The sequence below is a fragment of the Kitasatospora sp. NPDC089913 genome, assembly GCF_044748625.1.
Classification (GTDB): Bacteria; Actinomycetota; Actinomycetes; order Streptomycetales; family Streptomycetaceae; genus Kitasatospora.
In genome coordinates, this window is record NZ_JBIVGI010000004.1 from 43,328 (window position 1) to 67,205 (window position 23,878).

Here is a 23,878-nt window from a genome sequence, read left to right on the forward strand (position 1 = left end):
CGGCCGTGTGCTGGTCCGTGCGCGGCCCGCGTGCCGCTCAGTACCAGTTGTGGGACTGCCAGAAGCTCCACGCCGAGCACGGGTCGCCGTAGCGCGACTTGATGTAGTTCAGGCCCCAGGTGAGCTGGGTGGCCGGGTTGGTCTGCCAGTCGGACCCGGCGGACGCCATCTTGGTGGCCGGCAGCGCCTGGGGTATTCCGTACGCACCGGACGAGGGGTTGGTCGCGTAGACCTTCCAGCCGCTCTCGTGGGTGTAGATCTGCTCCAGGCACCCGAACTGCCCGCTCACGCTCCAGCCGAGGGCGGGGAACTTCCACTGCGCGCTGATCCGCACCGTCCGGGCGATCCCCAGCGCGTTCATGGTGGCGGGCCCGGCGATGCCGTCGGAGCCGAGCCCGTGCGCCCGCTGCCAGGCGGCGACCGAGGAGGTCGTCCCCGCGCCGTAGGCCCCGTCGGCGCCGGAGCCGGTCGCGCGCTGGACCTCGGCGACCTTGTTGTGGAGGGCGAGTTCGGTCCTGGGGCCGTAGGCGCCGTCCTCGTCGAGCCCGTTGTCGCCCTGGAACCTGCGGACGGCGGCGGTGGTGGCCGGGCCGTAGTCGCCGTCGACGCCGCCGCTCGCCAGGTAGCCGATCCCGACCAGGTTGCGCTGGATCCAGGTGGTCGAGTCGACGGCCTGCGCCTGTGCGGGCAGCAGAGCGAAGGCGACGAGTGCGAGCACGGCCACGGCGAGGCCGCGCAGGGCTGCGATGTGTTTCACGGTCATCCCTTCCGGTGCGCCTGTCGGACGATCAGGCGATGCCGCTCACTCTCGGCCCGGGAACCGGCGTCCCGCCACGGTCCCCGGCGGTCCGGGGACGTCCCGAGACGGCCGGGGCCGACCTTCGGGCGACGGGGACTGTCGTGCGCCCCGTACGACGGACGCGGCGCCGCCCGCGGTGAACCGGTTCGCGGGCGGCGCCGGAGAGGTACGGCATCGGAGGGGTGCAGCACCGGAGGTGCAGGACATCGGATCCGTACGGCATCGGGTGTCAGGCGAGCAGCCGGCTCCAGGTCCGGGCGTCCACCACGCCGTCGGAGGGCAGCGACGCCGCGCTCTGGAAGGACGCCACCCCGGACTGCGTCCCGGGCCCGAAGGCGCCGTCGACCGCCACCGCGATGCCGTGCGCGACCAGCTGGCTCTGCACGGCGGTCACCGCGCTGCCCGAGGCCCCGCGCGCGAGCGGCGCGACCGCCTGGCTCCACGTCTGGTTCCCCGCGACGCCGTCGGCCGAGGCGTGCACCGTGTTCTGGAAGGCCGTGACGGCGCTGCGGGTGGCGGGACCGAACGAGCCGTCCACGGTCAGTGAGGCGCCCCGCTGCACCAGCAGGTACTGCAGGGTCTTCACCTGCTCGCCCGAGGCGCCGCTGCCCAGCACCGGCCACACCGGACCGGTCGGGTCCCCGCCGATCCGGGCGGCCACGTCGCGGCGCAGCTGCGGGATCAGCGCGTAGAGGCGGTCGCCGGGGCACTCGGTGTTGTTGAAGTCGCGGTGCCCGTAGATCTGGTAGGCCCGCAGCCCGTACTGGCGGCAGATGTGGGTGATGAGGGCGACCAGCGCCGCGTACTGCTCGCTGCGCGGGTCGACGGTGCTGTAGGTGCCCTCGTTCTCGATCCCGATCGCCACCGTGTTCTGCCCCGTGCAGTGGGCGGACTCCACGTGCTGGGTGCCGCCGGTCAGCGTGGACAGGCTGTTGTGGCGGCCTTCCGTGATGTACGCGCCGCGGCTGACGGTGAAGTGCTGGCCGGTGTCGATCCAGCCCTCGCTGTCCATCTGGTAGGTCTGCATCGACCTGGCCAGCGAGAACGCGGCGGCCTGCGAGTAGTCGGTGACGTTGGCGGTCGCGGTGTGGTGCACGATCACCTTGTCCGGCGCGCCCGGCAGGACGGTGAGCGGGCCGGACGCGGGCCGGGCGCCCCAGGTGGCCGCGGAGGCGATCGCCGGGCCGGTGGCCGCGCGTGCCGTGCCGGCGGGGAGCGCGGTCGCGAACAGGGTTCCGGTGCCGAGCGCGAAGGCGCCGGCGAGCACCGAGCGGCGGCCGGGGCGGGAGGTGGGGTCAGTGGTCATGTGGAGGGCTACCTGGTCCTTCGGAGGGGAGCGGGAGGTCCGGGGGCGCGGCGGAGCGCCGCTGCCCCCGCGCCTGCGGACGGCGAGAGGGCAGCGGTGGGCCGCACGGACCCGGTGGGCGGGTCGTTCGGGTTCGGGCGGCGGACCGGCCGACGGACAGTCGGTCGGTGCCGGTTCAGCGGGTGGTGGGGATGACCGTGGGGCAGAACTCGATCTGGGGCAGGTTGCCCGAGGGCTGGAGGTAGCCGTAGTACAGGGCGTCGCCGGTCTTCGGGCCGACGATGCCGTCCGCCGAGAGGCCGCGGTTGTGCTGGAAGTCGGTCAGCGCCGCGTAGGTCGCGTTGCCGTACAGGCCGTCGACGTCGATGGAGTACCCCGCGTTGCGCAGCCCCTGCTGCACGCAGGCGACCGCCTTGCTGTGCTGGCCGGGCTTGATGTAGGCGACACCCCGGTCGGCGTGGGCGACACCGGCGAGCGCGGTGACGGCCATGGCCGTGGCGCCGAGGGTGACGGCTCCGCGCCGGAACATGTTCTTGATCATGGAAGGTTCCCCCATTTTCGGAAACGGTCACGGGCCGCCCCGGCGGGACACTCGCCCCGGCTGCGGTCCGTGACTCGGACACCGCCCATGCTCGGCGCCGCGCCACCCGTCCCACCAGGGGCTTCGCGTCCCTGGGACGTCCTGCACCGGCCGGGGGAGAACGGCCGGTGTGCCCGCTTCCGTCCCGCTCCTCCTTTCCCGGCACCGGACCCGGTGCCGGGACGCCGCCGCCGGGGCCGACCGGAGATGCCCGGAGGGCGGGGCGGTCACGGCATCGAGCCGTGACCGCCCCGCCCTCCGGTCCCAGAGTGGTGGCCCGGCCCTCCGGACCGCCGGAGGGCCGGGCGGGCGTCAGTTCTCCGTTCCGAAGTAGCGCGTGAGGTAGCCGATGATCTCGGCGGCGTGGGGGAGGAGTTCGGGCAGCTGGGCGGCGAGGGCGTCGCGGGTGGCGGTGGCCAGGGCGGCGCTGCTGGTGGCGGCGGGGCGGACGTACGGTTCGAGGCGCCTGATCAGCTCGTAGTTGCTGTCGATGTTCTCGGCGCGCATCGCCTTCTCCAGCGGCGGCGCCCCGGGCGGCGGGACGGGTGCGAGCACCCGGCTGACGTAGGTGACGCGGTGCAGGACCCGCCAGCACGGGGGCTTCGCCGTGTTCTGCCGGGTCTGCCGCAGCGCGGCGGCGTCGGGGGCGTCGCTGTTCGACAGCCACTGCGGGTCGACGACCTTGTGGTAGAAGTCGTCGAAGTTGGCGCTGTTCTCGCCGAGGTAGAAGGTGAGGAAGCGGTAGGCGTCCACCTTGCCCGGCACCAGCACCGGCTTGCCCGCCGCGTCGTACACGGCCTTGCCGTCCTTGTCGCGGCGCTGCAGGTCCCCGTTCGGCGCGCACTGGACGTCGAGGCCGAAGGTGCGGGAGGAGTCCTTGGTCTTGGCCTTGGTGAGGCTGAGGCTGCCGCCCCGCGAGGCGTCGAGGTGGATGGAGAAGCCGAAGGGGCCGAGGCCGAAGCTGAAGTCGAGGGAGCCGCCGACCTTGACGCTGAGGTCGTACGCGCCGGAGGTGGTCTCGCTGACGGCGTCGGTGGCCTCGGTGGTCTCGGCGAAGAAGCCGCCCTGGGCCGTCCAGACGTAGGTGTTGACCAGGTCCCGGCGCGAGAAGCCGCTGGCGCTCTTGCTGCCGGCGGTGGTGCGGCGGGTGTCCGAGCCGGTGATCACGCCCATCGACTGCAGGGCCGACTTGGCCTGCGCCTTGGCCGCCTCGTCGATGGTGTTGCGGTCGATCTCGGTCGAGATCGACTCGTAGAAGGCCTGCAGCCGCTGCTGGTCGCGGGTGATCCGGCGCTTGAGCGCGTAGGCGTCCCGCGGCTTGAAGTAGCTGTACTCGCCGTAGCCGGTGGCGGTGGGGTAGTCGGGATCGGTGACCTTGCCGCGGTCGTCGAAGCCGACCGCGCCGTCCAGGGTGCCCTGCTTGGTGTACCGGGGGTTGATCGGGAAGTGGATGATGTTCCAGTCCGGCGGGATGTCCGGGTTGGGCATCATCCGGTAGGCGACCAGGGCGCCGGTGTGCGCCAGGCGCAGCGCGAAGACGTCGGCGGTCTGCGACTGCACCAGCGCCATGCCGGTGTTGGCCGGCACGTACCGGCGGCCGACGGCGGAGTTCAGCACCTTGGCCGGGTCCTCGACGTGCCCGGTCAGCGCCAGCTTGGACTTGCGGGCGGTGTTCGTGCCCTGGCTGATCCTGGTGTCCTCGCTCCAGGAGTTGGAGAACTCCAGGCTGCCCGTCACGGCGAGCTTCAGCTGGGCCTTGGCCGCCGGGGTCGCGGTGCCGAAACCGAGCGGCGCGGCGACCGCCATGGCACCGGCGTCGGTCTCGGCGCCGAACGAGGCGTTGAAGGCGGTGTTGGTGCTCTCGGTCTTGCTGGTGGACAGGCTCTGCAGCACCTGGTCGGCCTCGGTGAACTCCACCGAGGAGGCGCCGGCGTAGCCGTCGGACTTGTCGGTGAGGTTCTCGGACGGCACCGGCGGCGCGCCTTCGATGTAGCCCATGAGCTGCGGGTCGAACTGGGCCTGGCCGACCCATTCGGTGATCAGGTCGCCCACCTTGTAGCCGGTGATCAGGTGCCAGCGGCCGTCGCGGACGAAGCCGTAGCAGCGCTTGAGCACGCCGATCGCCTGTCCCTTGGCGTCGTACTGGAGGTCGGCGTACTCGGTGGCGCCGGGGGCGCCGGCGATGGTGCTGTGGAAGGGCGTGCGTACGTCGGCGAGGGCCGAGCGGACCTGGGCGGTGTCGGCGGAGATCGGCGCGGTGGAGAGAAGGATCTTCGGCCGGTTCGGGGAGAAGTGCAGGTCGTTCCCGCGCAGGCCCTCGTCGCGCACCGAGGTGGTGCCGGTCGCGGTGGAGTCCCGGTCGAACGGCCAGTAGCCGAGCAGGTCCTGCTTGTCCCCGCGCAGGCGGGTGAACAGGTTGTCCGAGATCTGCTCCTGGGTGCGGACGGCGCGCCAGATCCGCACCTCCTCCAGGGTGCCGGTCAGCAGCTCGGTGGGCTTGCCGCCCACCAGCCGGGCGCCCAGGGTGAACTGGTTGTCCCCCGCGGTGTCGTGGTCGTGTGCGACCGTCGTGCCCTCGGTCAGCGGTTCGCCGTTGCGGTAGAGCCGCAGGATGCTGGCCTTCGGGTCGGGGTCGCGGGTCCAGCGCGCGCCCCGCAGCTTCGCGGGGAAGGAGCCGCCGAGGTCGACGGAGACGTTGCCGGTGTTCTCGTTGAACGGCCAGCAGGCCAGGAGCCCCTTGTCGCGCGGGCCGACCGGCAGGCCGAGCTGGGGGGCGGTGCGGGCGGTGTTCCACAGCCGGACCTCGCACAGGACGCCCCGCAGCCCCCGGCCCATTTCCACCGGGCGGTTGTTGGCCTGGACACCGGCGCCGCCCCACAGGGTGCTGAGGGCCAGCCTGCCGTCGAGGTACAGGTAGACGCGGACGGCCGGTTCGGCCGGCTTGCTCTCGCTCGCCTTGACGGTGTCGGGGGTGTCGGGCTGGCGCTGCCGCACCACGGTCACCCGGTGGAAGGTGCCGGGCTTCACGGTCTCGCCGGAGGTGAACCGGGTGGCCTTGCCGGCGGCGTCGGCGAAGGCGAACTCCAGCCGGCCGTCGGCCAGGACGCTCAGCTGGTACGGGACGCCCTCGCGGCCGCCGTCGACCGCCGCTCCCTTGGACACCAGGACCGCGGGCTTGCCCAACTGCTCGATCTGGACGAACGCCTCGATGGTGAGGTCCTCCAGGATGTTCAGCGAGTCCTGGGAGGCCACCGACAGGCCCTCGCCGCCGTCCAGGCGCACCGCCCAGGACTGGGTGAAGGTCGCGGCGACGTGGCCCCACTCGTTGCACGGGAAGCGCTCCGCCGACCGCACCGCCTGCTGGCCCACCCGCGCGACCACCTGGTAGCCCTTGATCGGCGAGGCCGTGTCGTTCGGCCCGCCCTCGAACTTCCAGTGGCCCAGCAGTCCGGGCTCCAGGCCGGACAGCCGCTGGAACCGCTGGGCGAGGATCTCCTGCGGGGTGCGGACCCGGTCGAAGACGCGGACCTCGTCGATCTGGCCGTAGAGGGAGGTGCCGGTGAACTGCTGCTGGCCGAGGACCAGCGGTCCGTTGCCGAGGTACGCCCCCTTGGCGACGTCCTTGGCGACCTCGACGCCGTCCCGGTAGACGATCCGCTCGCGGGTGGCGTTGCGGTACACCACGGCCCAGTGGTGCCACTCGAGGTCCGTGTAGGTCTGGGGGGTGGTCAGGTCGTCGGCGTAGAACCCGAAACCGAAGGCGCCGTTGGGCTCGAAGTGCAGGCACAGCGTCCGGTCCGTCTGGCCGCCCGGCAGGTGGCCGTGGGTCAGCAGCGGCTCCCGGACGCCGCGGACGCTGTCGCGCTTGGCCCACAGTTCGACGGTGAAGTCGCGCTTCGACAGGTCGAGCGAGGCGGTCGGCTCCACCCTGGAGTTGCCGAGGAACTGCCACACCGGGAGGCCGGCGGCGGCGAGCGCCAGGGAGTAGTTCGCCCCGTCCGTCCGGCCGTGGACGAGCCGGCCCTGCCCGGTCTCGGGGTGGACCCAGGCCTCCAGGCTCAGGTCGCCGCCCGGGGTGACGTCCTGCTGCTTGGCGGCGGGCAGCGTCAGGTACTGGTCCTTGCCGTCGAGCAGGAACGCGCGGCCGGGCATCTCGGCCCGCCAACGGCCGCCGCGACCGGTGACCGAAGCCTTGGCCGTGCCGTTGGGCACGGAGTCGACCCCGTTCGTGGTCAGCCCGATCAGCCGGGACCCGCCGGACAGCAGCACCCCGGGGCGGCTGGACTGTGCCCGGCCCCAGTCGTAGGAGACGAGGCTGACCTTGTCGCCGGGCTTGATCGCGGTGCCCGCGGAGGTGAGGGTGAGGGTCTTGGCACCGACCGGGGCGTCGGCGGACGCGGCGTGGTTGAGGCTGCCGACGAGCAGGTGGGCCTTGGCCGGGACGCGGACGGTGGTGGCGGCGGTGAGTTCCACCGTGTCGCCGGTCACCTTCGCGACCGTGCCGACCGTGACGGGACGGCCGGGGTACCCGGCCAGCGCGGCCGCCAGCTGGTCGGCCTTGCGCGGCAGGGACGTCCAGGTCTCGGTGACCGTCCCGACGGTGACGGTCAGGTCGCAGCGGTCGGGCGCGTCGCCGTCGCCGACCTGAACGGTGCAGGTGTCCAGGGCGACGGCCGGGTCACGGGCGACGAAGCCGAGCGTGCCGCCGTCCCCGGCCAGCGTCCGGGTGCCGCGGACGACGGCGGTGTCGTAGTACACGGCGAAGAACTGCCCGTTGACCCCGCGGAAGTACAGCACGAGGTTGCCGGTGCCGCTGTCGAGCAGGGCCGGCCGGTCGGTGCCCCGGGCGAAGTCGAGCAGGCAGCCGGACAGGCTCAGGCCGGTGGCGTCCATCGCGAGCAGCGGCATGGCCAGCGTCAGGTCGTCGTCGCCCTGCTGGGCGTTCGACAGGGCGGCCAGCCGGCTCCGGGCGTCCTGCAGGTCCGCCTGCCGGGCGGTGAGCGCGAGCTGCAGCTCCGTCGTGCGCTGCCGGGCCGTCCGCGCCCCCTCGAGCTGCGCGCTCAGGGTGTCCATCGCCAGCTTGGCCGGCCGGTACTGCACGTCCAGTCCCGACCGCAGGCCCAGGCTCGTCATGACGAACACGCCCGAGTCCGCCTTGAGGCATTCGCTCGACTGGACCGGGAGGACGTTCTCGGTCGTGGAGGGGGAGCCGATCGCGAGCCTGGTCCGGCGGTTGACGATGCGGACGTACGTCTCGTCGGCGTTCGGCCGGCTCTCGACGACCAGCTGGAACTGCTCGAAGTGGTTGCCGGGAATGGGGTTGCTCAGCAGGATCCTGGCGTTCTCCGCCGTCGAGTCGTTCTCGACGCGCAGCCACAGGTTCCCGTCGAAGACCAGCCAGTAGCAGGGCCTGCCGTCCTGGCTCTCACCGACGGCCTCCAGCCGCCAGGTGAACCTCTTGGCATCCTCCGTCCTGGTCTCGTTGAAGAACGCCACGCCCCTGGTCGCGTCGTTGCGCGAGCCGAGCAGCCACTGCCACCGGTACCCTGCCGAGCTCACCCGCTGGTTCTTGAGCCGCAGGGTGTAGTTGTAGGCGGTCGGCAGGTCCTTCTCGGCGAGGTAGCGCCGCTCCAGGTCGTCGAAGTCCGGCTTCGTCCGGTCGTACTGCGCCTGGTAGTCGCTCTCCTTGCCGACCTCGCCGGCCAGTTCGGCGATCTGGCGCTGCAGGCCGGCGATCTCCGGCTCCAGGCGCTTGATCCGCTGCTGCTGCTCGCTGATCGCCTCCGAGTCCTGTCCCACGACCGGCCGCTTGAGCGCCGTCGGGTCCAGCACGTCCGGGGCCTGGGCCAGTCGGCCGTCGCGGCCGACGGCGAAGTCCAGGGCGGCCACGGCCGGGCCCTGGCCGTCCTTGGCGGTGAACGTCAGCATCACCCGGGCCTGCCGCTTGGCCGGCTTGGGGTCGGGGCGGTACCCGGCGACGACGTTCTCCTGCTGGTGGTAGAGCACGGCCGACATGCCGGACTCGACCGTGCGCCCGGCGAGGGTGAAGCTGTCGCGCCGCACCCCCGGGTGGTCGCCGACCGGGGCGTCCGAGCCCGTCCACTCGGCGTCGCCGTGGAGCGTGCCGTGCAGCGCGTTGTCCGTCTGGTCGTGGGCGGTGGTGCCCGTGCCCTCGTCGAAGCGGTAGTAGGCCACCAGGCCGGCATCGTTGCCGATCAGCCGGTGGTTCATCTGCTCGGCGAGCTCGGTCTCGGTCCGCACCCGGTTCCACACCCGGAGCTCGTCGAGGTCGCCGTCGAAGTGGTCGCCCGCGCCGTCCTGGCCGATCAGGGTGTTCACACCGGTGGCCGGGGTGAACGGCAGCGCGCCGCTGCCGGCCGGCTTGCCGTTGACGTACAGCTTGGCGGTCCTGCCGTCGAAGGTGGCGGCGATGTGGGTGTAGACGTCGGTGGGGACGGTCTCGTCGGAGGTCAGCGTCGCGGGCGCGCCGGCGTGGGTGAGGGTCACCGCGCCGGTGCTGTCCACCGCCAGCCGGTACTCGCCGGCGCGGCCGAGCACCGGGCCGTCGTGGGAGCTCGGCTTGATCCAGGCCTCGATCGAGTAGGCCTTGCCCCCGAAGCGCAGCGCGGCCGGGTCGCCCAGGTCGACGTACGGGTCGGTGCCGGTCAGCCGCAGCGCTGTCTCGGCGTGCCCCTCGCCGCCCGTCACCGGGACCAGCTCGCGCCCGGTGAACGGGCAGGTGCCCGGGCCGCGCTCGAACACCGAGTCGCGGTAGGAGGCGTCCGGGCTGGTGTAGAAACGGGTGCCGAGGGTGTTGAACAGGCCCTGGGCGCCCTGCTCGACGTTGAAGCAGTCGACCCGGCCGGTGGCGTCGTTGTGGGCGAACAGCTGCCAGCGCTGCACGTTGCTGATCGCGGTCGGCACGAGCACGGCGGCGAAGCGGCCCCGGGTCAGGTGCCGGACGAAGGACAGCTTCTGGGTCGGCTCGTGGAACGGGCGGCCCTCCATGTCCTCGGTGCCCAGGCTGTCCTTGGCCGATTCGGGGAGGGTGGCGTGCCGGCTGCGCTTGAAGCGCACCTCCAGCACGGGCTTGAGCTTGCCGTCGACCAGCAGGAAGCGGTCGCACAGCAGGGTGTTGTGGGCCAGCGGGATCTTCTCGGTGCCGGTGAGCTGGTAGTCCGTGCGGCCGGGGTCGCCCGAGGAGCCGCGGCCGGTCAGCTTGTGCACCGCGCCGGGGTCCGTCCCGGCGATGGACTGGCGCAGCACCACCACGTAGGTGCCGTCCGAGACCACGTGGAACGGGGCGTCGGCGGTCAGCCGCGCCGTCGTGGACAGGAACGGCTCGATCTCGGCGGGCAGCGGCCGCTCGTCGGGGCCCGCCTCCGCCCCGCCGCGCTTGACCGTCGGCATGGCCGTCGGACCGACGACGGCGAACCCGACCTCGGCGATCTCCCGGGGGAACGCCAGCTCCGCCGGGTTCTCGCTCCAGTACGCCGAGTCGGTCTCGCCCTTGGTCTGTTGGCCGGACAGGTCCAGCACCGAGTAGACGATCCGGCGGGAGGCGTCCATCGCGAAGGCGATGGTCGTGCCCTGGTGCCGGGCCATGGTCACGTGCCGGTACGACCGGTCCCCGTAGGTCTTGAGCAGGGATTCCTGAGGTGCCACTGTTCCCCTTCCAGAAGCGTTGACACCGCTCTCGGACCACTCCCTTGATCCGCAGCGGTGAAGGCCCCGCGGCGAACTCGTTCGGGGCGTCGGCCAGTCTGGCACGGGGGGCTCCCAAGCGGAGGGAAGGTTACGAAATTCCCTTGGTGGACAAGCGACTTGGACAATTCACCGGCTGGCCGGATCTCGTCGGTGAGGTCGGCCCCCTCGGCACCTTGGGTCTCCTCCACCCCCTCTGCCCCGTCGACCCGTTTCGGAGCGTCGCCCCGTGCCTCGGCCGCCGGGCGGGGACGTCCGCGATTCGTAAGGACCGGCGGCCCGGATCCGGCGCGCTCCGTTCCTACAGTGGCCCGGAGGCTGTTCCCGAGAAGAGAGGCGGACCGTGATGACGGTCGACGAGGACGTCCTGCCCAGCGCCGAGGTGGGCGTGATCGGCGGATCCGGGCTCTACGAGCTGCTGGAGGACGTGACCGAGGTGCGGGTGGACACCCCGTACGGCGAGCCGAGCGACGCGCTGTTCGTGGGCGAGGCGGCCGGCCGCCGGGTCGCGTTCCTGCCGCGGCACGGACGGGGCCACCGGCTCCCCCCGCACCGGATCAACTACCGCGCGAACGTGTGGGCACTGCACACCCTGGGCGTGCGCCAGGTGCTGGCGCCCTGCGCGGTCGGCGGGCTGCGACCGGAGTACGGGCCGGGCACCCTGCTGGTGCCCGACCAGTTCGTGGACCGGACGTCCGGGCGCCCGCAGACCTTCTACGACGGCCTGCCGCTGCCGGACGGCACGGTGCCGGAGGTGGTGCACGTGTCGACGGCCGACCCGTACTGCCCGGTCGGGCGGCAGGTGGCGATCGAGGCCGCCGGGGAGGCGGCCTGGCAGCCGGTGGACGGCGGCACGCTGGTGGTGATCGAGGGCCCGCGCTTCTCCACCCGCGCCGAGTCCCGCTGGTTCACCGCCAACGGCTGGTCGGTGGTCGGCATGACCGGCCACCCGGAGGCCGTCCTCGCCCGTGAACTCGGGCTCTGCTACACCTCGGTGGCCCTGGTGACCGACCTCGACGCGGGCGTGGAGAGCGGCGCGGGCGTCACCCACGGCGAGGTGCTGCAGGAGTTCGCCCGCAACGTCGACCGGCTGCGCACCGTGTTGTTCAAGGCGGTGGAGCGCCTCCCCGCGGAGCGCGACTGCCCGTGCCCGCACGCGCTGGATGGCCTCACGACCGGTCTTCCCGGGGTGCCCGCGCCCTGACGGCCCGATCCCGGCGCCCGGCGCCCCGGTCGCGCCGCCGCCACCGCCCGACGAGCGCGACCAGCAGCGCGAGTCCGGCGGTGGCGGCGAGCACCAGCAGCCAGTTGCGCAGATACGGCAGCGGCAGCACGGACGGGTTGCCGCCGTCGTCGTCGGCGCGCAGTACGGCCGGCAGGCCGACCGCGGTGACGGCCGCCGCGACCACGAGCCAGCCGCGCAGCACCGGGCCGCGCACCAGGAACGCGCCCAGCACGCACAACAGCGGCACCCACAGGCCGTCGTGGAGCACCAGCCCGCCGAGCCCCCACACCAGGACGTCCACCGGGTCGGTGATGTAGGCATCGCCGAGCAGCCCGTACAGGCCGTAGCCGGTCAGGGCGAGGCCGGCCGCCATGAGCAGAGCGCGGACCGCGGCGGTCATGCGACCACCTCGATCCTGGTGACCCACTTGGTCTGCAGCACGCCGGGCCGGTTCGGCGCGATGATCCGCGCCGGGAACCCGTGGTCCGCCGTCAGCACCTCGCCGTTGACCCGCAGGGCCAGCAGACTGAGCGGATCGTCGGCGTACCGGGCGGGCATCTCCATGACCCGGTAGGGGCCCTCGGCCTCCAGCGAGGTGACCCGGACGGAGGAACCGGCCGGGGCTCCGGCACGCGCCATCAGTTCGGAGACCCGGACCCCGCCCCACCGGGCGCTCGCGCTCCAGCCCTCCACGCACGCGATGGGCAGTTCCACCTCGTACTGGGGGAGTTCGCCGAGCTCGGCGAGGGTGAGTTCGTACCGCCTGGGCCCGTCGACCACGAGTCGCCAGCCGGCCGGCACCGTGAGCGTGCCGGCCCGGGCGGCGGTGCGGTTCACCGGCAGGCCCTGGGCGCCGAGGTCCGGGCGGCGCGGTGCCAGCAGGTCCAGGCCGCTCAGCCAGGGCACCGTCTGCCCGGCCGTGACCAGGGTGACCGCACCGGTCGCGGCGAAGACCGAGGTGAGGAACGCGCGCCGCCCGGCCAGGGCGGGAGCGGCCCGGCGCCACCAGTTCGCCGCGATCAGCGGCGCCTTGACCGCGAGGTGGACCAGCAGCCCGCCGGTGGCCAGCCAGCCCAGCCAGAAGTGCGTCTGCCGGAACGGGAACGGCCACGGGTACCACTGCAAGGTGTTCAGCAGCCCCGTGAACAGCTCCAGCAGGACGGCCGCGACCAGGACCGCGATGCCGAGCCGCTCCAGGGCGTGCAGCACGCTGCGCGCCGGCGGCCATTCGAACAGCCGGGGGTAGACCGCCCACAGCTTCGCGCCGGCCAGCGGGATCGCGGCCAGACCACCGATCACGTGCAGGCCCTGGGTGACGCGGTAGCCGTTCGCCGGGCGGGCGGGCAGACGGGGGGCGAGCCAGCCGGGCGGGTCCTGGAGCAGATGGCTGGTGAGACCGGTCAGGAAGCACAGCAGCAGGGCCGCGCCCAGCCACCGGCCCACGACGACCACGGTCCGCGGCTCGTGCAGCGACGAGGTGAACACGCCCTCGCGGAACGGCCCGCGCCGCAGGAACGACGGGGGAGCGGGCAGCGGCGGGTCGTAGCGGCGACGGGCAGGCGGGGCGCCGGAGTCGGCGGGTTCGGATTCCACGTTTCCATCGAACCGTTCCCGGACCGTGCTCCGGCACTTCGACGTGCTTACGGAATCCGAACGGCGGCCCCGCCGCCCAGCCCGCCGGGGCCCGCCGGTGGGAGGGTGGCCGACGTGAGCTCCCGTACCGCGCCGCCCCGCCTCCTCGCTCCCGCCGCCGCCCTCGCCGCCCTGGTCACCGCCCTGGCGCTGACCGTCGCCCGGGCCGGCGCCCTGCCGCGCCACGGCTGGTACCTCCTCGATGCCGCGCTCTTCGCCGTCGCGGTGGCGCTGCTGCGCAAGGTACCCGGCCGACAGGCCGTGCCACTGGTCCTGGCGGGCAGTGTCGCGGTGGCCGCCGTCGGGCTCCTGGCCCCGCCGCGGACCAGTGACGACGCCTACCGCTACGTCTGGGACGGGCGGGTCCAGGCCGCCGGGATCTCCCCCTACGCACACACCCCGGACGACCCGGCGCTCGCCCGGCTGCGCGACCCCGGGCTCTTCCCGGTGGGTGACGGCTGCACCGGCTGGGACGAGCGAACGACCGCGGCCGGCGACTGCACCCGCATCAACCGGCCGGCCGTGCACACCGTCTATCCGCCCGTGGCGCAGGCCTGGTTCCTCGCGCTGCACCCGGTCGGTGGCGGGGTGCGCGGGGTACAGGCCGCCGGGGCACTGCTGGCCGTGGCGACCACCGGGCTCCTGCTGGGCGCGGGGCGGGCGCCGTGGCGCGCCGCGCTGTGGGGCTGGTTCCCCGGTGTGACCGTGTGGGCCGTCAACGACGCGCACGTGGACACGCTCGGCGCGCTGCTGACGGTCGCCGGGCTCGGCTGCGCGGCCCGGGGACGGGCGGTGCGCGGGGGACTCCTCCTCGGCGGCGCGATCGCCACCAAACTGCTGCCCGCCCTCGCCCTTCCCGGGGCGCTGTCCGGTCTGGCGGCCCGCCGACCGACCCGCGGCGACGTGCTGCTCCTCGGATCGGCGCTGGGCGCGTTCGCCCTCTCCTACCTCCCGTACCTCGCCGCCTCGGGCACCTCCGTCCTGGGCTATCTGCCGGGCTACCTGCGGGAGGAGGGCTACGAACTGGGGCACCTCGACCGGTTCGGACTGCTGCGCCTGGTACTGCCGGACGCGCTCGCACCGTGGGCGGCGGGGCTGGTCCTGGCGACCGTGGTGCTCCGGGTGCTCCGCCGGGGCGACCGGGACCGGCCGTGGGAGGGCGCGCTGCTCGTGACGGGCACGGCGCTGCTGCTGGTCGCGCCCGGGTACCCGTGGTACGGGCTGCTGTTGGTCGCGCTGGTCGCCCTCGACGGCCGCTGGGAGTGGCTGGCCGTGCCGGCCGCCGGGCAGGCCCTGTACCTGACCGGAGGGCAGACCGCCCAGCAACTCGCCTACGGGACGGCGCTGTGCGTCGTCCTCGTGGTCCCGCTGCTGCGCCAGTACCTCGAGGAGCGGGCGGTCGTGGCGGTGGGCGGCCAGAAATGACGGAAGTCTGACGGCGCGGGGCGGACCCTGGCCCTTCGGCCTTCCGACTGGTCGGATCGGCCGTGTGAGCGAACAGGACGAAGAGGGCCGGGGCACGCCGGTCGGCCGACGCGTGGTGCTCGGGATGCTCGGGCTCGGCGCGGCGGGAGTCGTGGCCGGTCCGTACCTGCAACGCGCCCAGGACGCGGTGGCCGGCAAGGACCCGACGGGTCTCACCGGCCTGCTGCCGGGCGGAGGCGGCTTCCGGTACTACTCGGTGGTCGCCTCGGTCCCGGCCCGGGGCGAGGACACCTACAGCCTGACGGTGGACGGGCTGGTGGAACGGCCCGGCCGCTACCGACTGGCCGACCTGCGGGTGATGCCGCAGCGCCGGATCGTGCGGGACGTGCAGTGCGTGACCGGCTGGCGGGTACCGGGCACCCCCTTCGAGGGCGTGCCGCTGGCCCACCTGCTCGACGCCGCCGGCGTGACGGCGGGCGCCCGGGCGGTGCGGTTCAGCTGCTTCGACGGCGAGTACACCGAGAGCCTCACCCTGGAGCAGGCCCGGCGGGACGACGTCCTGGTCGCGCTCAAGCTCCAGGACGCCCCGATCTCCCACTCCCACGGCGGTCCGGTGCGGCTGTACGTGGCCCCGATGTACTTCTACAAGTCGGCCAAGTGGCTGTCCGGGATCACCGTCACCGATGCGGTGCGGCCGGGCTACTGGGAGGAACTCGGCTACGACACCGACGCCTGGGTCGGCCGCTCGAACGGACGCGACGATGCGCCGACCACCTGAGCTCCTGCTGCGCTTCACCCGGGCCGAGCGCCTGGTGCACCGCGCCACCGCCGCGCTGATGCTGACCTGCCTGGCCACCGCCGCCTGCCTCTACCTGCCGCCGCTGGCCGAACTGGTCGGCCGCCGAAGGCTGGTGGTCACCGTGCACGTGTGGTGCGGCCTCGCGCTGCCGGTGCCGCCGCTGCTCGGACTGGCGTTCCGCGCGGTGCGCGCGGACGTCTCCCGGCTGAGCCGCTTCGGCCCCGCGGACCGGGCCTGGCTGCGGGCGGTACGGGCGCGCGCGGCGCACCGTCCGGCGGGAAAGTTCAACGCCGGGCAGAAGCTGTACGCCCAGTGGACGCTCGGGTCGATGCTGGTGATCGTCGGCACGGGCCTGATGATGTGGCTGGTCCACCTGACGCCACCGGGCTGGCGGACCGGCGCGACCTTCGTCCACGACTGGCTCGCGGCGGCGATCGCCGTGGTGACCGCCGGGCACGTGCGGATGGCGGTCCGCGATCCCGAGGCCCGGCTCGGGATGCGGACCGGCCTGGTGGACCGGCGCTGGGCCGAGCGCGAGCACCCGCACTGGGTGCCCGCGCCGGCCGCGGACCGGGCGGACCCCGTCCGCGGCGGCGGACCCCCTCCGTGAGCCGCCCTGCGGTGCGGTCCCCGGGTGCGGAGGGGGACGGCCTCAGCGGGCGGGTCCGGCGCGCCCGCGCAGGGCGAGGAAGTGGCGGCCGTGCGAGGTCCACCGCTCCGCCTCGACCAGCCCGGCGCCGCGGGCCCGCCGGACGGCGGCCGCTGCGCCGAGGCGCGCCCAGGCGAACGGCGGCCCGAGCCGGCCGTCCGGGCCCTCGACCCGGACGGTGACCCGCTCGTCCACCTCCCGCGGTTCCACCTCCACCAGCAGCAGACCGTCCGGGGCGACCAGTTCGGCGGCGCGCCGCAGCAGGGCCTGCGGGTTGCCGCCGATGCCGAGGTTGCCGTCCGCCAGCAGGGCCGCGCCCCAGCGGCCCTCGGCCGGCAGCCGGTCGAACACCGAACGGCAGAGCGCCGCGCCGCCCAGGCCCAGGGTGCGGCTGACGGCGGCCGGTGTCACGTCGACACCGAGCGCCGGGACGCCGAGGGCGAGCAGCGCGGCGACCAGCCGGCCGGGTCCGCAGCCGAGGTCCACGACCGGCCCGGACAGGTCGAAGCAGCGCAGCAGCAGGCTGTGGTCACCGCCGGCGGCGGGCGCGCACCAGCGTTCGATGTCGAGCGGGATCCGGTGGCCGTCCTCGTCCCGCAGCCAGAGCGGGCCGCGTCCGGTGCGGACGGCCTCGGCGAACGGGTCGTCGATCCAGGCCGTGGCCGTGCCGCTCAACCCGCCACCTCGGGGGCGGTCGGGAGCGCCGACCCGGGGGCGCCCTGGATCGAGTGGAGGAGCGCGGCGAACCGGCTGCGCGGTGCCTGGGCGGCGACCAGCCGGGCGTCCTCGACGGTGTCGACATCGGTGGCCCCGGGCAGCCGGCGGACCACCAGATCCGCCGCGGCGAGCCGGTCGAGCAGCATCCGCCCGGTGTCCGGGGTCGACATCGGCACCCCCAGGAGGAGCCGGCGGGCGAGGTCCTCGGTCGGCCGGGCCAGCCCGAGGGCCCAGAAGCCGCCGTCGGACGCGGGCCCGTACCAGGCGTCCGCCCCGGCCCGGCCCACCGGCGAGAGCGGCTCGGCCAGGGTGGCCGCGGTCACCTGCGGAGTGTCCATGCCGACCAGCAGGGCGGGCGCGTGCGGGGCGAGCCGGGCCGCGTGGCCGAAGGCCGCCGCGAGCCGTGCGTCCAGCCCGCCGCCGCTCTGCGGAACCACCTGCCAGCCCGGCGGGAGCCAGCGGCCCGGTTCGCCGTCGAGGACCAGCAGGCGCCGCCCGGCGGGCACGGTCGCCAGGGTGTGCAGGGTGTCCACGAGTGCGGCCTCGGCCAGCGCCGCCGCCTGCTCGGGCGTGCAGGCCGGGGTGAGCCGGGTCTTCACCCGGCCCGGCACGGGAGCCTTGGCGATGACCAGCAGGGTGGGCGGCGGGGCGGCCAGGACGGCCCCCATGTCGCGGACCGCCTGCCGGGTGCCGCGCAGCGTGCCGGTGACCTTCGACCGGCCGGCGCGCGGCAGGTAGTCGACGGAGGTCTCGGTGATCCGCATGCCGGCGGCCGAGGCGGCGAGCACCATCTCCAGCGGGTAGCCGGAGCGGCGGTCGCCCAGCCCGAGCGCGAGCAGCCGTTCCCGCCGCGCGGCCCGCATCGGCCCCAGGTCGTGCAGCGGGGCGCCGGTGCGGGCCCGCAGGCGGTGCGCCAGCACGGTGTTGGCGAGCCGGGCGTGCACGGGCCAGGCGTTCACGGTCACCGGCCGGCGGCGGCCGAGCACGAGGTCGGCGCTGCCGTCGGCCACCGGAGCGGTGACCCGGGGCAGCTGGGCGGGGTCGAGGGAGCCGTCGCAGTCCAGGAAGCAGACCAGCTCGGCGGTGGCGGCCAGGAGCCCGGCATGGCAGGCGGCACCGAATCCGCGCCGGGACTCCTCGACCACGGTCGCCCCGAGGGACCGGGCCAGCTCGGCCGAGCCGTCGCGCGAACCGTTGTCCACGACGACGGCCCGCCAGCCGGGCGGGATCCGCCCGAGGACCCAGGGCAGGGCCGCCGCCTCGTCGAGGCAGGGCAGGACGACATCGACGCCGGGGGAGAGCGGGGTTACGGAGGTCACGCCGGTCACGCTAGGGGCCGTCCGGCCCCGTGCGGCGGTGCCGCAGCCTTACGGAAGTCGAACGTCGCGCCGACGGCCCACCGGGGCGCCGTCGCGACGGAGTTCCGGATCTTACGGAGGTCGAACGGAAGCCGGCCGCGGCCCCCGCACCGGTGCGGGGGCACCTATCCTCGGCGGGGTGAACGAGCCCTCCGCCACCACCGGACCACCGGCCGCCGGCCGCGTCCTGGTGATCGACGACGACCCGACCGTGGCCGAGGTCGTCGCCGGTTACCTCGCCCGAGCCGGCCACCACGTCGACCACGCCGCCGACGGCCCGCAGGGGCTCGCCCTGGCCCGCGCCCACCGTCCCGACCTGGTGGTCCTCGACCTGATGCTCCCGGGCATCGACGGCCTCGAGGTGCTGCGGCGCCTGCGCGGCCAGGACACCGGCGCGCAACTGCCCGTCGTGATGCTCACCGCCAAAGGCGACGAGGGCGACCGCATCCTCGGCCTGGAGCTGGGCGCCGACGACTACGTCACCAAGCCGTTCAGCCCGCGCGAGCTCGTCCTGCGGGTCCAGTCGGTGCTGCGCCGCTCGCGGGCGGGGGCGCCGGCGCCCGGCGGCTCGGCCGGTCCGGTCCGCTCCGGGGACATCGGCCTCGACGGGCCGGCCCGTCGCGCCCACCGGGCGGGGAACGAACTGTCGCTCACCGCACGGGAGTTCGACCTGCTGGCGTTCCTCCTGCGGCACCCGGGGACAGTGTTCTCCCGGCAGGAGCTGATGGCCCGCGTCTGGGGCTGGGACTTCGGCGACCTCTCCACCGTGACCGTCCATGTGCGGCGCCTGCGCGAGAAGATCGAGGACGACCCCGCCGCACCCCGGCTGATCAGCACGGTGTGGGGCGTCGGCTACCGCTACGACCCGGCGCCGGGCGCCGAGGAGGACCGCTCGTGAAGGACCTGCTGCTGATCGCCCTGTTCGCCGCCCTCGGCGCCGGCGGAGCGGGCCTGCTCGGCTGGCCCGCCGTCCGGCTGCTGCGCCGGCGCTCGATGGCGCTCTCGCTGTTCTGCGTCGCCGTCGTCACCGTGCTCGCCGTCACCTCCGGGACCTTCGCCGTCGCGCAGGCCATGTTCCTCTCCGCCCACGACCTCGGCGTCGTGATAACGGTGCTCGCCATGGCCGCCGTCGTGTCCCTGTGCACGGCCGCGCTGCTGGGACGGCAGGTGGTCGCCGGCAGCCGGGCGCTGACCGCGGCCGCCAGGACCGTCGGCAGCGACACCGGCTTCACCGCGCCCGCCCACCCGCTGGGCCGCGAGCTCGCCCAGCTCAGCGGGGAGCTCGCCGCGACCAGCGCCCGGCTCGCCGAGTCCCGGGCCCGCGAGCAGGCCCTCGAACAGTCCCGGCGGGAGCTGGTCGCCTGGATCTCGCACGACCTGCGCACCCCGCTGGCCGGGCTGCGGGCGATGGCCGAGGCGCTGGAGGACGGTGTCGCCGAGGAGCCCGAGCGCTACCTCCGGCGGATCCGGACCGAGGTCGAGCGGCTCACCGGCATGGTGGACGATCTGTTCGAACTCTCCCGGATCCAGGCCGGCACCCTCTCCCTCTCGCTCTCCCGGGTCTCCGTCTATGACCTGGTCGACGACGCCCTGGCCGGTGCCCACGCGCTGGCCCGTCAGCGCGGAGTCCGGCTCGAGGGCCGGCAGGTGGAGCCCGAACCGGTCGAGGTGGACAGCCGGGAGATCACCCGGGTGCTGGGCAACCTCCTGGTCAACGCGATCCGTTCGACGCCCCAGGACGGTGTGGTCGCGGTGTCCGCGCGGCGGGAGGCGGACGAGGTACTGCTGTCCGTCACCGACGGCTGCGGCGGCATCCCCGCCCAGGACCTGCCCCGGGTCTTCGAGACCGGCTGGCGCGGCACCGCGGCCCGCACGCCCAGACCGGCCGATCCGGGCGAGCGGTCCGACCGGCCCGGGGCCGGTGGCAGCGGGGCCGGTGGCAGCGGGGCCGGTCTGGGCCTCGCCATCGTCCGTGGCATCGTCGAGGCCCACGCCGGGCGCGCCCGGGTCCACAACGTCGCCGGCGGCTGCTGTTTCGAGATCGCGCTGCCCTCCGCCCGGGGCTGATCCCACCAACCCGGGCCGCCCGCGGAAGCCGCGGGCCCGCGGAGACCACGGGCCCGCAGGGCCTCAGACCTGCAGGACCTCAGACCCGCAGCGGTGCGGCGGCGAACTCCGTCATGCCCCGCTCGAACGGAACCCGCGGCCGCCAGCCCAGTTCGGCCCGCAGCCGGGTCGAGTCGGCGGTGACGTGGCGCACGTCGCCGAGCCGGTACTCGCCCGTCACCACCGGAGCCGGGCCGCCGTGGGCCGCGGCCAGCGCGTCCGCCATCTCCCCGACGGTGCGCACCTCGCCGCTGCCCACGTTGTACGCCCGGGCGCTGCCCGGCGGCCGGTCTCCCACGGCCACCAGCGCCGCCAGGTTGGCGGCCGCGACGTCCTCGACGTGGACGAAGTCCCGGCGCTGGCCGCCGTCCTCGAAGACCCGGGGCGCCTCGCCCCGGGCGAGGGCGGACCGGAAGAGCGAGGCCACCCCCGCGTACGGGGTGTCGCGCGGCATGCCGGGGCCGTACACGTTGTGGTAGCGCAGCGTCAGGACGGCTCCGCCGCAGGCCCGAGCCCAGGCGGCGGCCAGCTGCTCCTGGGCCAGCTTGGTCACCGCGTAGACGTTGCGGGGGTCGGCGGGCGCGCTCTCCGCGACCAGGTCCGGCCGCAGCGGAGCGCCGCAGACCGGGCAGGGCGGCTCGAACCGGCCGGCGTCCAGATCGGCGGGCCGCCTCGGCCCCGGTGCCACCCCGCCGTGCCGCGCGCAGCGGTAGCGCCCCTCGCCGTAGACCACCATGGATCCGGCCAGGACCAGCCGGCGCACGCCTGTCCGCGCCATGGCGGCCAGCAGCACGGCGGTGCCGAGGTCGTTGCAGCCGACGTACTGCGGTGCGTCGTCCAGGTCCAGTCCCAGCCCGACCATCGCCGCCTGGTGGCAGACCGCGTCCACCCCGGCGACCGCGTCCTCGACGGCCGCGGCGTCCCGGACGTCCGCGTGCCGGAACTCGACGCCCGGCGGCAGCGCGGGTGCCCTCCCGGACGGATGGACCGCCGGCAGCAGGGCGTCCAGGACCCGCACCGCGTGCCCGGCCGCGACCAGGCCGCGCACCACGGACACGCCGATGAAACCGGCACCGCCGGTGACCAGGATTCTCATGCCGTCGACGCTAGCCGCCGCCCGGGTCGGCGGTGCTCCGACACGGGGCGGCGTCAGGGAACGGTAAGACGTGGGTGCCGCCCCGCAGCGGTACGGACGTCAGTAGCCGTAGACCATCCGGTAGGCGACCTCGGGCAGGAACTGGCCGCCGGTCGAGCCCGTGCCGACGCCGCAGTTGCCGTCGGACTCGCCGGGCACCTTGATCCACAGCAGCAGCTCGGCGCCGCCGCCCGTCTGCGGGCGCCGGCCGATCCGCCGTCCCGCCGGGTTGCACCACGTGCCGTCCGAGCCGTTCCCGTTGCGGCTGGTGTCGACGACGTACGGCTTGCTGAAGCCCTTCGTCGCCCTCAGGGCGGCGTTGACGGCGTTGCCGTAGGCGGTGTTCTCCGCGGTGGTGAAGTAGTTCGACACGTTCAGGGAGAAGCCGTGGGCGCCGGCCACCCCCGCCGCGGCCAGATGCCGGGCCATGGTGTCGGCGCCCAGCCAGCCGGGGTTGCCGGCGTCCAGGTAGACCCAGGCGTTCGGCGCCTTGGCCCTGAACTGCGCGAGGGCGTCGTTCAACAGCCCGTTGCGGGCGGCGATCTGGGCCGGGGACATGCAGCTCTCGTCGCCGAGCGAGTCGGGTTCGAGGACGACCAGCGCGGGCCGGCTGCCGATCCCGGCGGCGAACGCGCCGATCCAGCTCCGGTACTCGGCGGCGCTGCCCGCCCCGCCGCCGGACTGTCCCGCGCAGATGTCCCGGTCGGGGATGTTGTAGGCGACCAGGACCGGCCGTTTCCCGGCGGCGGCGGCCGCGCGGGTGTAGGCCGCGGTGGCCGTGCCGACGGCGCCGCTCCAGTTGCCGAACCAGCGTGCCATCGGCACGTCGGCGATCGAGGACTGGATCGCGGGGGCGCGCCCGTCGCCGCGGTTGGCGTTGACCCACAACTGCGGTCCGGAGCCGGGGTCGACGTAGAAGTCGTCGGCGAGGGGAGCGGGGCCGACGGCGTGGGCGGGCCCGGGGACGAGCGCGAGCAGGACGGCGGTCAGGGCCGGTGCCACGAGCAGGGACGTCCTGCGGTTCGATCGGCGCATGGGGGAGCTCCTCCGTGACGGGGCGGGGCGCGGGTACGAGCTCGGCGGGTCTTCGTCGCACACCCTGCCCCTGCCCCTGTCACCGAGTATGTCGAGCAGGTGGCCGCATGCTGCGGGAAACCTAGGGCTGTCCTGACTGTTCGTCAAGTGATTCGTCAAGTGATCCGACCGGGTGGAGCCGACCCTCGTGGCGGCGTCGAACGGACGGCGTGGCCGGTGGTGCCGGTCCGGTCGGCGGCGGTGCCCCGGCGGCGGTTCAGCGGTTCACCGCGCGCATCCCGTCCTCGTCGTAGCGCTCGCCCTCGACCTCGGGCAGCTCGGCGTCGATGCGGGCCAGGTCCTCGGCGGTCAGCTCGACGTCGACCGCACCGGCGTTCTGCTCCAGATAGCTGCGGCGCTTGGTGCCCGGGATCGGCACGAGGTCCTCGCCGCGGGCCAGGACCCAGGCGATGGCCAGCTGGGCCGGGGTGACGTCCTTCTCGGCTGCGATCTCCTTCACCTTCGCGGCGAGCCGGAGGTTGGCGGCGAGGTTGGCGTCGGTGAAGCGCGGGTTGGTGCGGCGGAAGTCGTCCTGGTCGAGCTCCTCGGGGGAGCTGAAACGGCCCGCGAGGAAGCCCCGGCCGAGCGGGGAGTACGGCACGAAGCCGATTCCGAGCTCCCGGCACGCCGGGAGCACCTCGGCCTCCACGTCCCGGGTCCAGAGCGAGTACTCGCTCTGGACGGCGGTCACCGGGTGGACGGCGTGGGCGCGGCGGATGGTCTCGGCGCTCGCCTCGCTCAGCCCGATGTGGCGCACCTTGCCCTCGGCGACCAGTTCGCCGAGCGCGCCGACGGTCTCCTCGATCGGCACGGTCGGGTCGACCCGGTGCTGGTAGTACAGGTCGATGCGGTCGGTCCCGAGCCGGGCGAGCGAACCGTGGACGGAGCTGCGGACGTGCTCGGCCGAGCCGTCCTGGCGGCCCACCGTCGACATGTCGCCCGGAACGGCCTCGTCCATCCGGTAGTTGAACTTGGTGGCGATCACGTACTCGTCACGGTGGCCCCGGACGGCCTCGCCGACCAGGGACTCGTTGGTGAGCGGCCCGTAGACCTGCGCCGTGTCGAGGAAGGTGATCCCGAGGTCCAGCGCCCGCCGGACGGTCGCGATGCCCTCGTCCTGGTCGGCCGTGCCGTAGAAGGCGGACATCCCCATGCAGCCGAGGCCGATGGCCGAAACCTGGAGATCCCGCAGACTGCGCTGTCGCATGTGGCGTGCCGGTCCTTCGTCTCGTTCGTGCCGTGTGCTCTTGATCGTGCGTTCCCGACGTGGCCCGACGCCCTCCGGGCGCCCCGTCCGGTCGACCCCGTTCGGCCACGTCCCCCGGAGACCTTACGGGGTGCTCCGCCGAAGGGAACTGACCGGGCGTCG

Annotated in this window: 17 protein-coding genes and 1 pseudogene; 6 read left to right on the forward strand and 12 right to left on the reverse strand. The window is 74.2% G+C overall.

All coding sequences use genetic code 11. The annotated features are described in order from the left end of the window. Positions 1-37: 37 nt before the first annotated feature. From ACIPYS_RS08410 to ACIPYS_RS08425, 4 genes are all read right to left on the reverse strand, one after another. Positions 38-757, reverse strand: coding sequence for a peptidoglycan-binding protein (locus ACIPYS_RS08410; RefSeq protein WP_400744786.1), 720 nt, complete (start codon positions 755-757; stop codon positions 38-40). A 271-nt stretch (positions 758-1,028) separates the two neighbouring features. After that, positions 1,029-2,105, reverse strand: coding sequence for an N-acetylmuramoyl-L-alanine amidase (locus ACIPYS_RS08415; protein ID WP_093858444.1), 1,077 nt, complete (start codon positions 2,103-2,105; stop codon positions 1,029-1,031). Between the two features lie 175 nt (positions 2,106-2,280). Next, positions 2,281-2,646 (reverse strand): peptidoglycan-binding protein, encoded by a 366-nt coding sequence (locus ACIPYS_RS08420; RefSeq protein ID WP_400744788.1) that lies wholly within the window; start codon positions 2,644-2,646, stop codon positions 2,281-2,283. 351 nt (positions 2,647-2,997) lie between these two features. Further along, complete coding sequence (locus ACIPYS_RS08425; protein WP_400744790.1) at positions 2,998-10,350, reverse strand: LamG-like jellyroll fold domain-containing protein; 7,353 nt, start codon at positions 10,348-10,350, stop codon at positions 2,998-3,000. Between the two features lie 385 nt (positions 10,351-10,735). On the opposite strand from ACIPYS_RS08425, the gene ACIPYS_RS08430 reads away from it, so the two are divergent. Then, positions 10,736-11,593 (forward strand): S-methyl-5'-thioadenosine phosphorylase, encoded by an 858-nt coding sequence (locus tag ACIPYS_RS08430; protein WP_400744792.1) that lies wholly within the window; start codon positions 10,736-10,738, stop codon positions 11,591-11,593. On the opposite strand, the gene ACIPYS_RS08435 is transcribed toward ACIPYS_RS08430, so the two are convergent. Further along, positions 11,559-12,014 carry a hypothetical protein gene (locus ACIPYS_RS08435; RefSeq protein ID WP_400744794.1) on the reverse strand — a complete coding sequence of 152 codons (456 nt, stop codon included), beginning with the start codon at positions 12,012-12,014 and terminating at the stop codon, positions 11,559-11,561. The two genes, ACIPYS_RS08430 and ACIPYS_RS08435, sit on opposite strands and share 35 nt — an antisense overlap. Continuing rightward, positions 12,011-13,099, reverse strand: coding sequence for a molybdopterin-dependent oxidoreductase (locus tag ACIPYS_RS08440; protein ID WP_400745193.1), 1,089 nt, complete (start codon positions 13,097-13,099; stop codon positions 12,011-12,013). Before ACIPYS_RS08440 ends, ACIPYS_RS08435 begins: the two co-directional genes overlap by 4 nt. 222 nt (positions 13,100-13,321) lie before the next feature. On the opposite strand from ACIPYS_RS08440, the gene ACIPYS_RS08445 reads away from it, so the two are divergent. The 3 genes from ACIPYS_RS08445 (at position 13,322) to ACIPYS_RS08455 (ending at position 16,080) form a co-directional block, all read left to right on the forward strand. Beyond that, positions 13,322-14,671: a glycosyltransferase 87 family protein gene (locus tag ACIPYS_RS08445; RefSeq protein ID WP_400744796.1), complete on the forward strand. Its 1,350-nt coding sequence runs from the start codon at positions 13,322-13,324 to the stop codon at positions 14,669-14,671. Between the two features lie 124 nt (positions 14,672-14,795). Then, positions 14,796-15,449 (forward strand): molybdopterin-dependent oxidoreductase, encoded by a 654-nt coding sequence (locus tag ACIPYS_RS08450; RefSeq protein ID WP_400745195.1) that lies wholly within the window; start codon positions 14,796-14,798, stop codon positions 15,447-15,449. Continuing rightward, positions 15,433-16,080 (forward strand): cytochrome b/b6 domain-containing protein, encoded by a 648-nt coding sequence (locus ACIPYS_RS08455; protein WP_400744798.1) that lies wholly within the window; start codon positions 15,433-15,435, stop codon positions 16,078-16,080. The genes ACIPYS_RS08450 and ACIPYS_RS08455 overlap by 17 nt, the downstream gene beginning before the upstream one ends. 42 nt (positions 16,081-16,122) lie before the next feature. Here ACIPYS_RS08455 and ACIPYS_RS08460 read toward each other — a convergent pair whose 3' ends face one another. The 3 genes and pseudogenes from ACIPYS_RS08460 to ACIPYS_RS08470 form a co-directional block, all read right to left on the reverse strand. After that, positions 16,123-16,794, reverse strand: coding sequence for a methyltransferase domain-containing protein (locus ACIPYS_RS08460; RefSeq protein WP_400744800.1), 672 nt, complete (start codon positions 16,792-16,794; stop codon positions 16,123-16,125). Continuing rightward, the gene (locus ACIPYS_RS08465) at positions 16,791-17,447 is read right to left on the reverse strand and encodes a DUF2064 domain-containing protein (RefSeq protein WP_400745197.1); all 657 of its coding nucleotides are present in this window, start codon (positions 17,445-17,447) and stop codon (positions 16,791-16,793) included. Before ACIPYS_RS08465 ends, ACIPYS_RS08460 begins: the two co-directional genes overlap by 4 nt. After that, a pseudogene (locus tag ACIPYS_RS08470) lies at positions 17,442-18,155 on the reverse strand (glycosyltransferase family 2 protein); the annotation flags it as partial. The pseudogene ACIPYS_RS08470 and the gene ACIPYS_RS08465, both read right to left, overlap by 6 nt. Before the next feature lie 178 nt (positions 18,156-18,333). Here ACIPYS_RS08470 and ACIPYS_RS08475 point away from each other — a divergent pair. Together ACIPYS_RS08475 and ACIPYS_RS08480 are read left to right on the forward strand one after the other, a co-directional pair. Next, positions 18,334-19,092: a response regulator transcription factor gene (locus ACIPYS_RS08475; RefSeq protein ID WP_197698698.1), complete on the forward strand. Its 759-nt coding sequence runs from the start codon at positions 18,334-18,336 to the stop codon at positions 19,090-19,092. Beyond that, the gene (locus ACIPYS_RS08480) at positions 19,089-20,261 is read left to right on the forward strand and encodes a sensor histidine kinase (RefSeq protein WP_400744802.1); all 1,173 of its coding nucleotides are present in this window, start codon (positions 19,089-19,091) and stop codon (positions 20,259-20,261) included. Before ACIPYS_RS08475 ends, ACIPYS_RS08480 begins: the two co-directional genes overlap by 4 nt. Before the next feature lie 79 nt (positions 20,262-20,340). Here the strand turns inward: ACIPYS_RS08480 and ACIPYS_RS08485 are convergent, their stop codons facing one another. The 3 genes from ACIPYS_RS08485 to ACIPYS_RS08495 form a co-directional block, all read right to left on the reverse strand. Further along, complete coding sequence (locus tag ACIPYS_RS08485) at positions 20,341-21,396, reverse strand: NAD-dependent epimerase/dehydratase family protein (RefSeq protein ID WP_400744804.1); 1,056 nt, start codon at positions 21,394-21,396, stop codon at positions 20,341-20,343. Between the two features lie 99 nt (positions 21,397-21,495). Further along, entirely contained in the window at positions 21,496-22,470 is a 975-nt protein-coding gene (locus ACIPYS_RS08490) for a glycoside hydrolase family 6 protein (RefSeq protein WP_400744806.1), read from the reverse strand. 256 nt (positions 22,471-22,726) lie between these two features. Next, complete coding sequence (locus ACIPYS_RS08495) at positions 22,727-23,716, reverse strand: aldo/keto reductase (RefSeq protein ID WP_093858434.1); 990 nt, start codon at positions 23,714-23,716, stop codon at positions 22,727-22,729. Between the last annotated feature and the right edge of the window lie 162 nt (positions 23,717-23,878).

Excerpts from the sequence above, each read along its gene's own strand:
- ACIPYS_RS08455 (WP_400744798.1), top strand. The coding sequence starts at position 15,433 with ATGCGCCGACCACCTGAGCTCCTGCTGCGCTTCACCCGGGCCGAGCGC.
- ACIPYS_RS08495 (WP_093858434.1), bottom strand. The coding sequence starts at position 23,716 with ATGCGACAGCGCAGTCTGCGGGATCTCCAGGTTTCGGCCATCGGCCTC.
- ACIPYS_RS08415 (WP_093858444.1), bottom strand. The coding sequence starts at position 2,105 with ATGACCACTGACCCCACCTCCCGCCCCGGCCGCCGCTCGGTGCTCGCC.
- ACIPYS_RS08435 (WP_400744794.1), bottom strand. The coding sequence starts at position 12,014 with ATGACCGCCGCGGTCCGCGCTCTGCTCATGGCGGCCGGCCTCGCCCTG.
- ACIPYS_RS08430 (WP_400744792.1), top strand. The coding sequence starts at position 10,736 with ATGACGGTCGACGAGGACGTCCTGCCCAGCGCCGAGGTGGGCGTGATC.
- ACIPYS_RS08450 (WP_400745195.1), top strand. The coding sequence starts at position 14,796 with ATGCTCGGGCTCGGCGCGGCGGGAGTCGTGGCCGGTCCGTACCTGCAA.
- ACIPYS_RS08485 (WP_400744804.1), bottom strand. The coding sequence starts at position 21,396 with ATGAGAATCCTGGTCACCGGCGGTGCCGGTTTCATCGGCGTGTCCGTG.
- ACIPYS_RS08420 (WP_400744788.1), bottom strand. The coding sequence starts at position 2,646 with ATGATCAAGAACATGTTCCGGCGCGGAGCCGTCACCCTCGGCGCCACG.
- ACIPYS_RS08490 (WP_400744806.1), bottom strand. The coding sequence starts at position 22,470 with ATGCGCCGATCGAACCGCAGGACGTCCCTGCTCGTGGCACCGGCCCTG.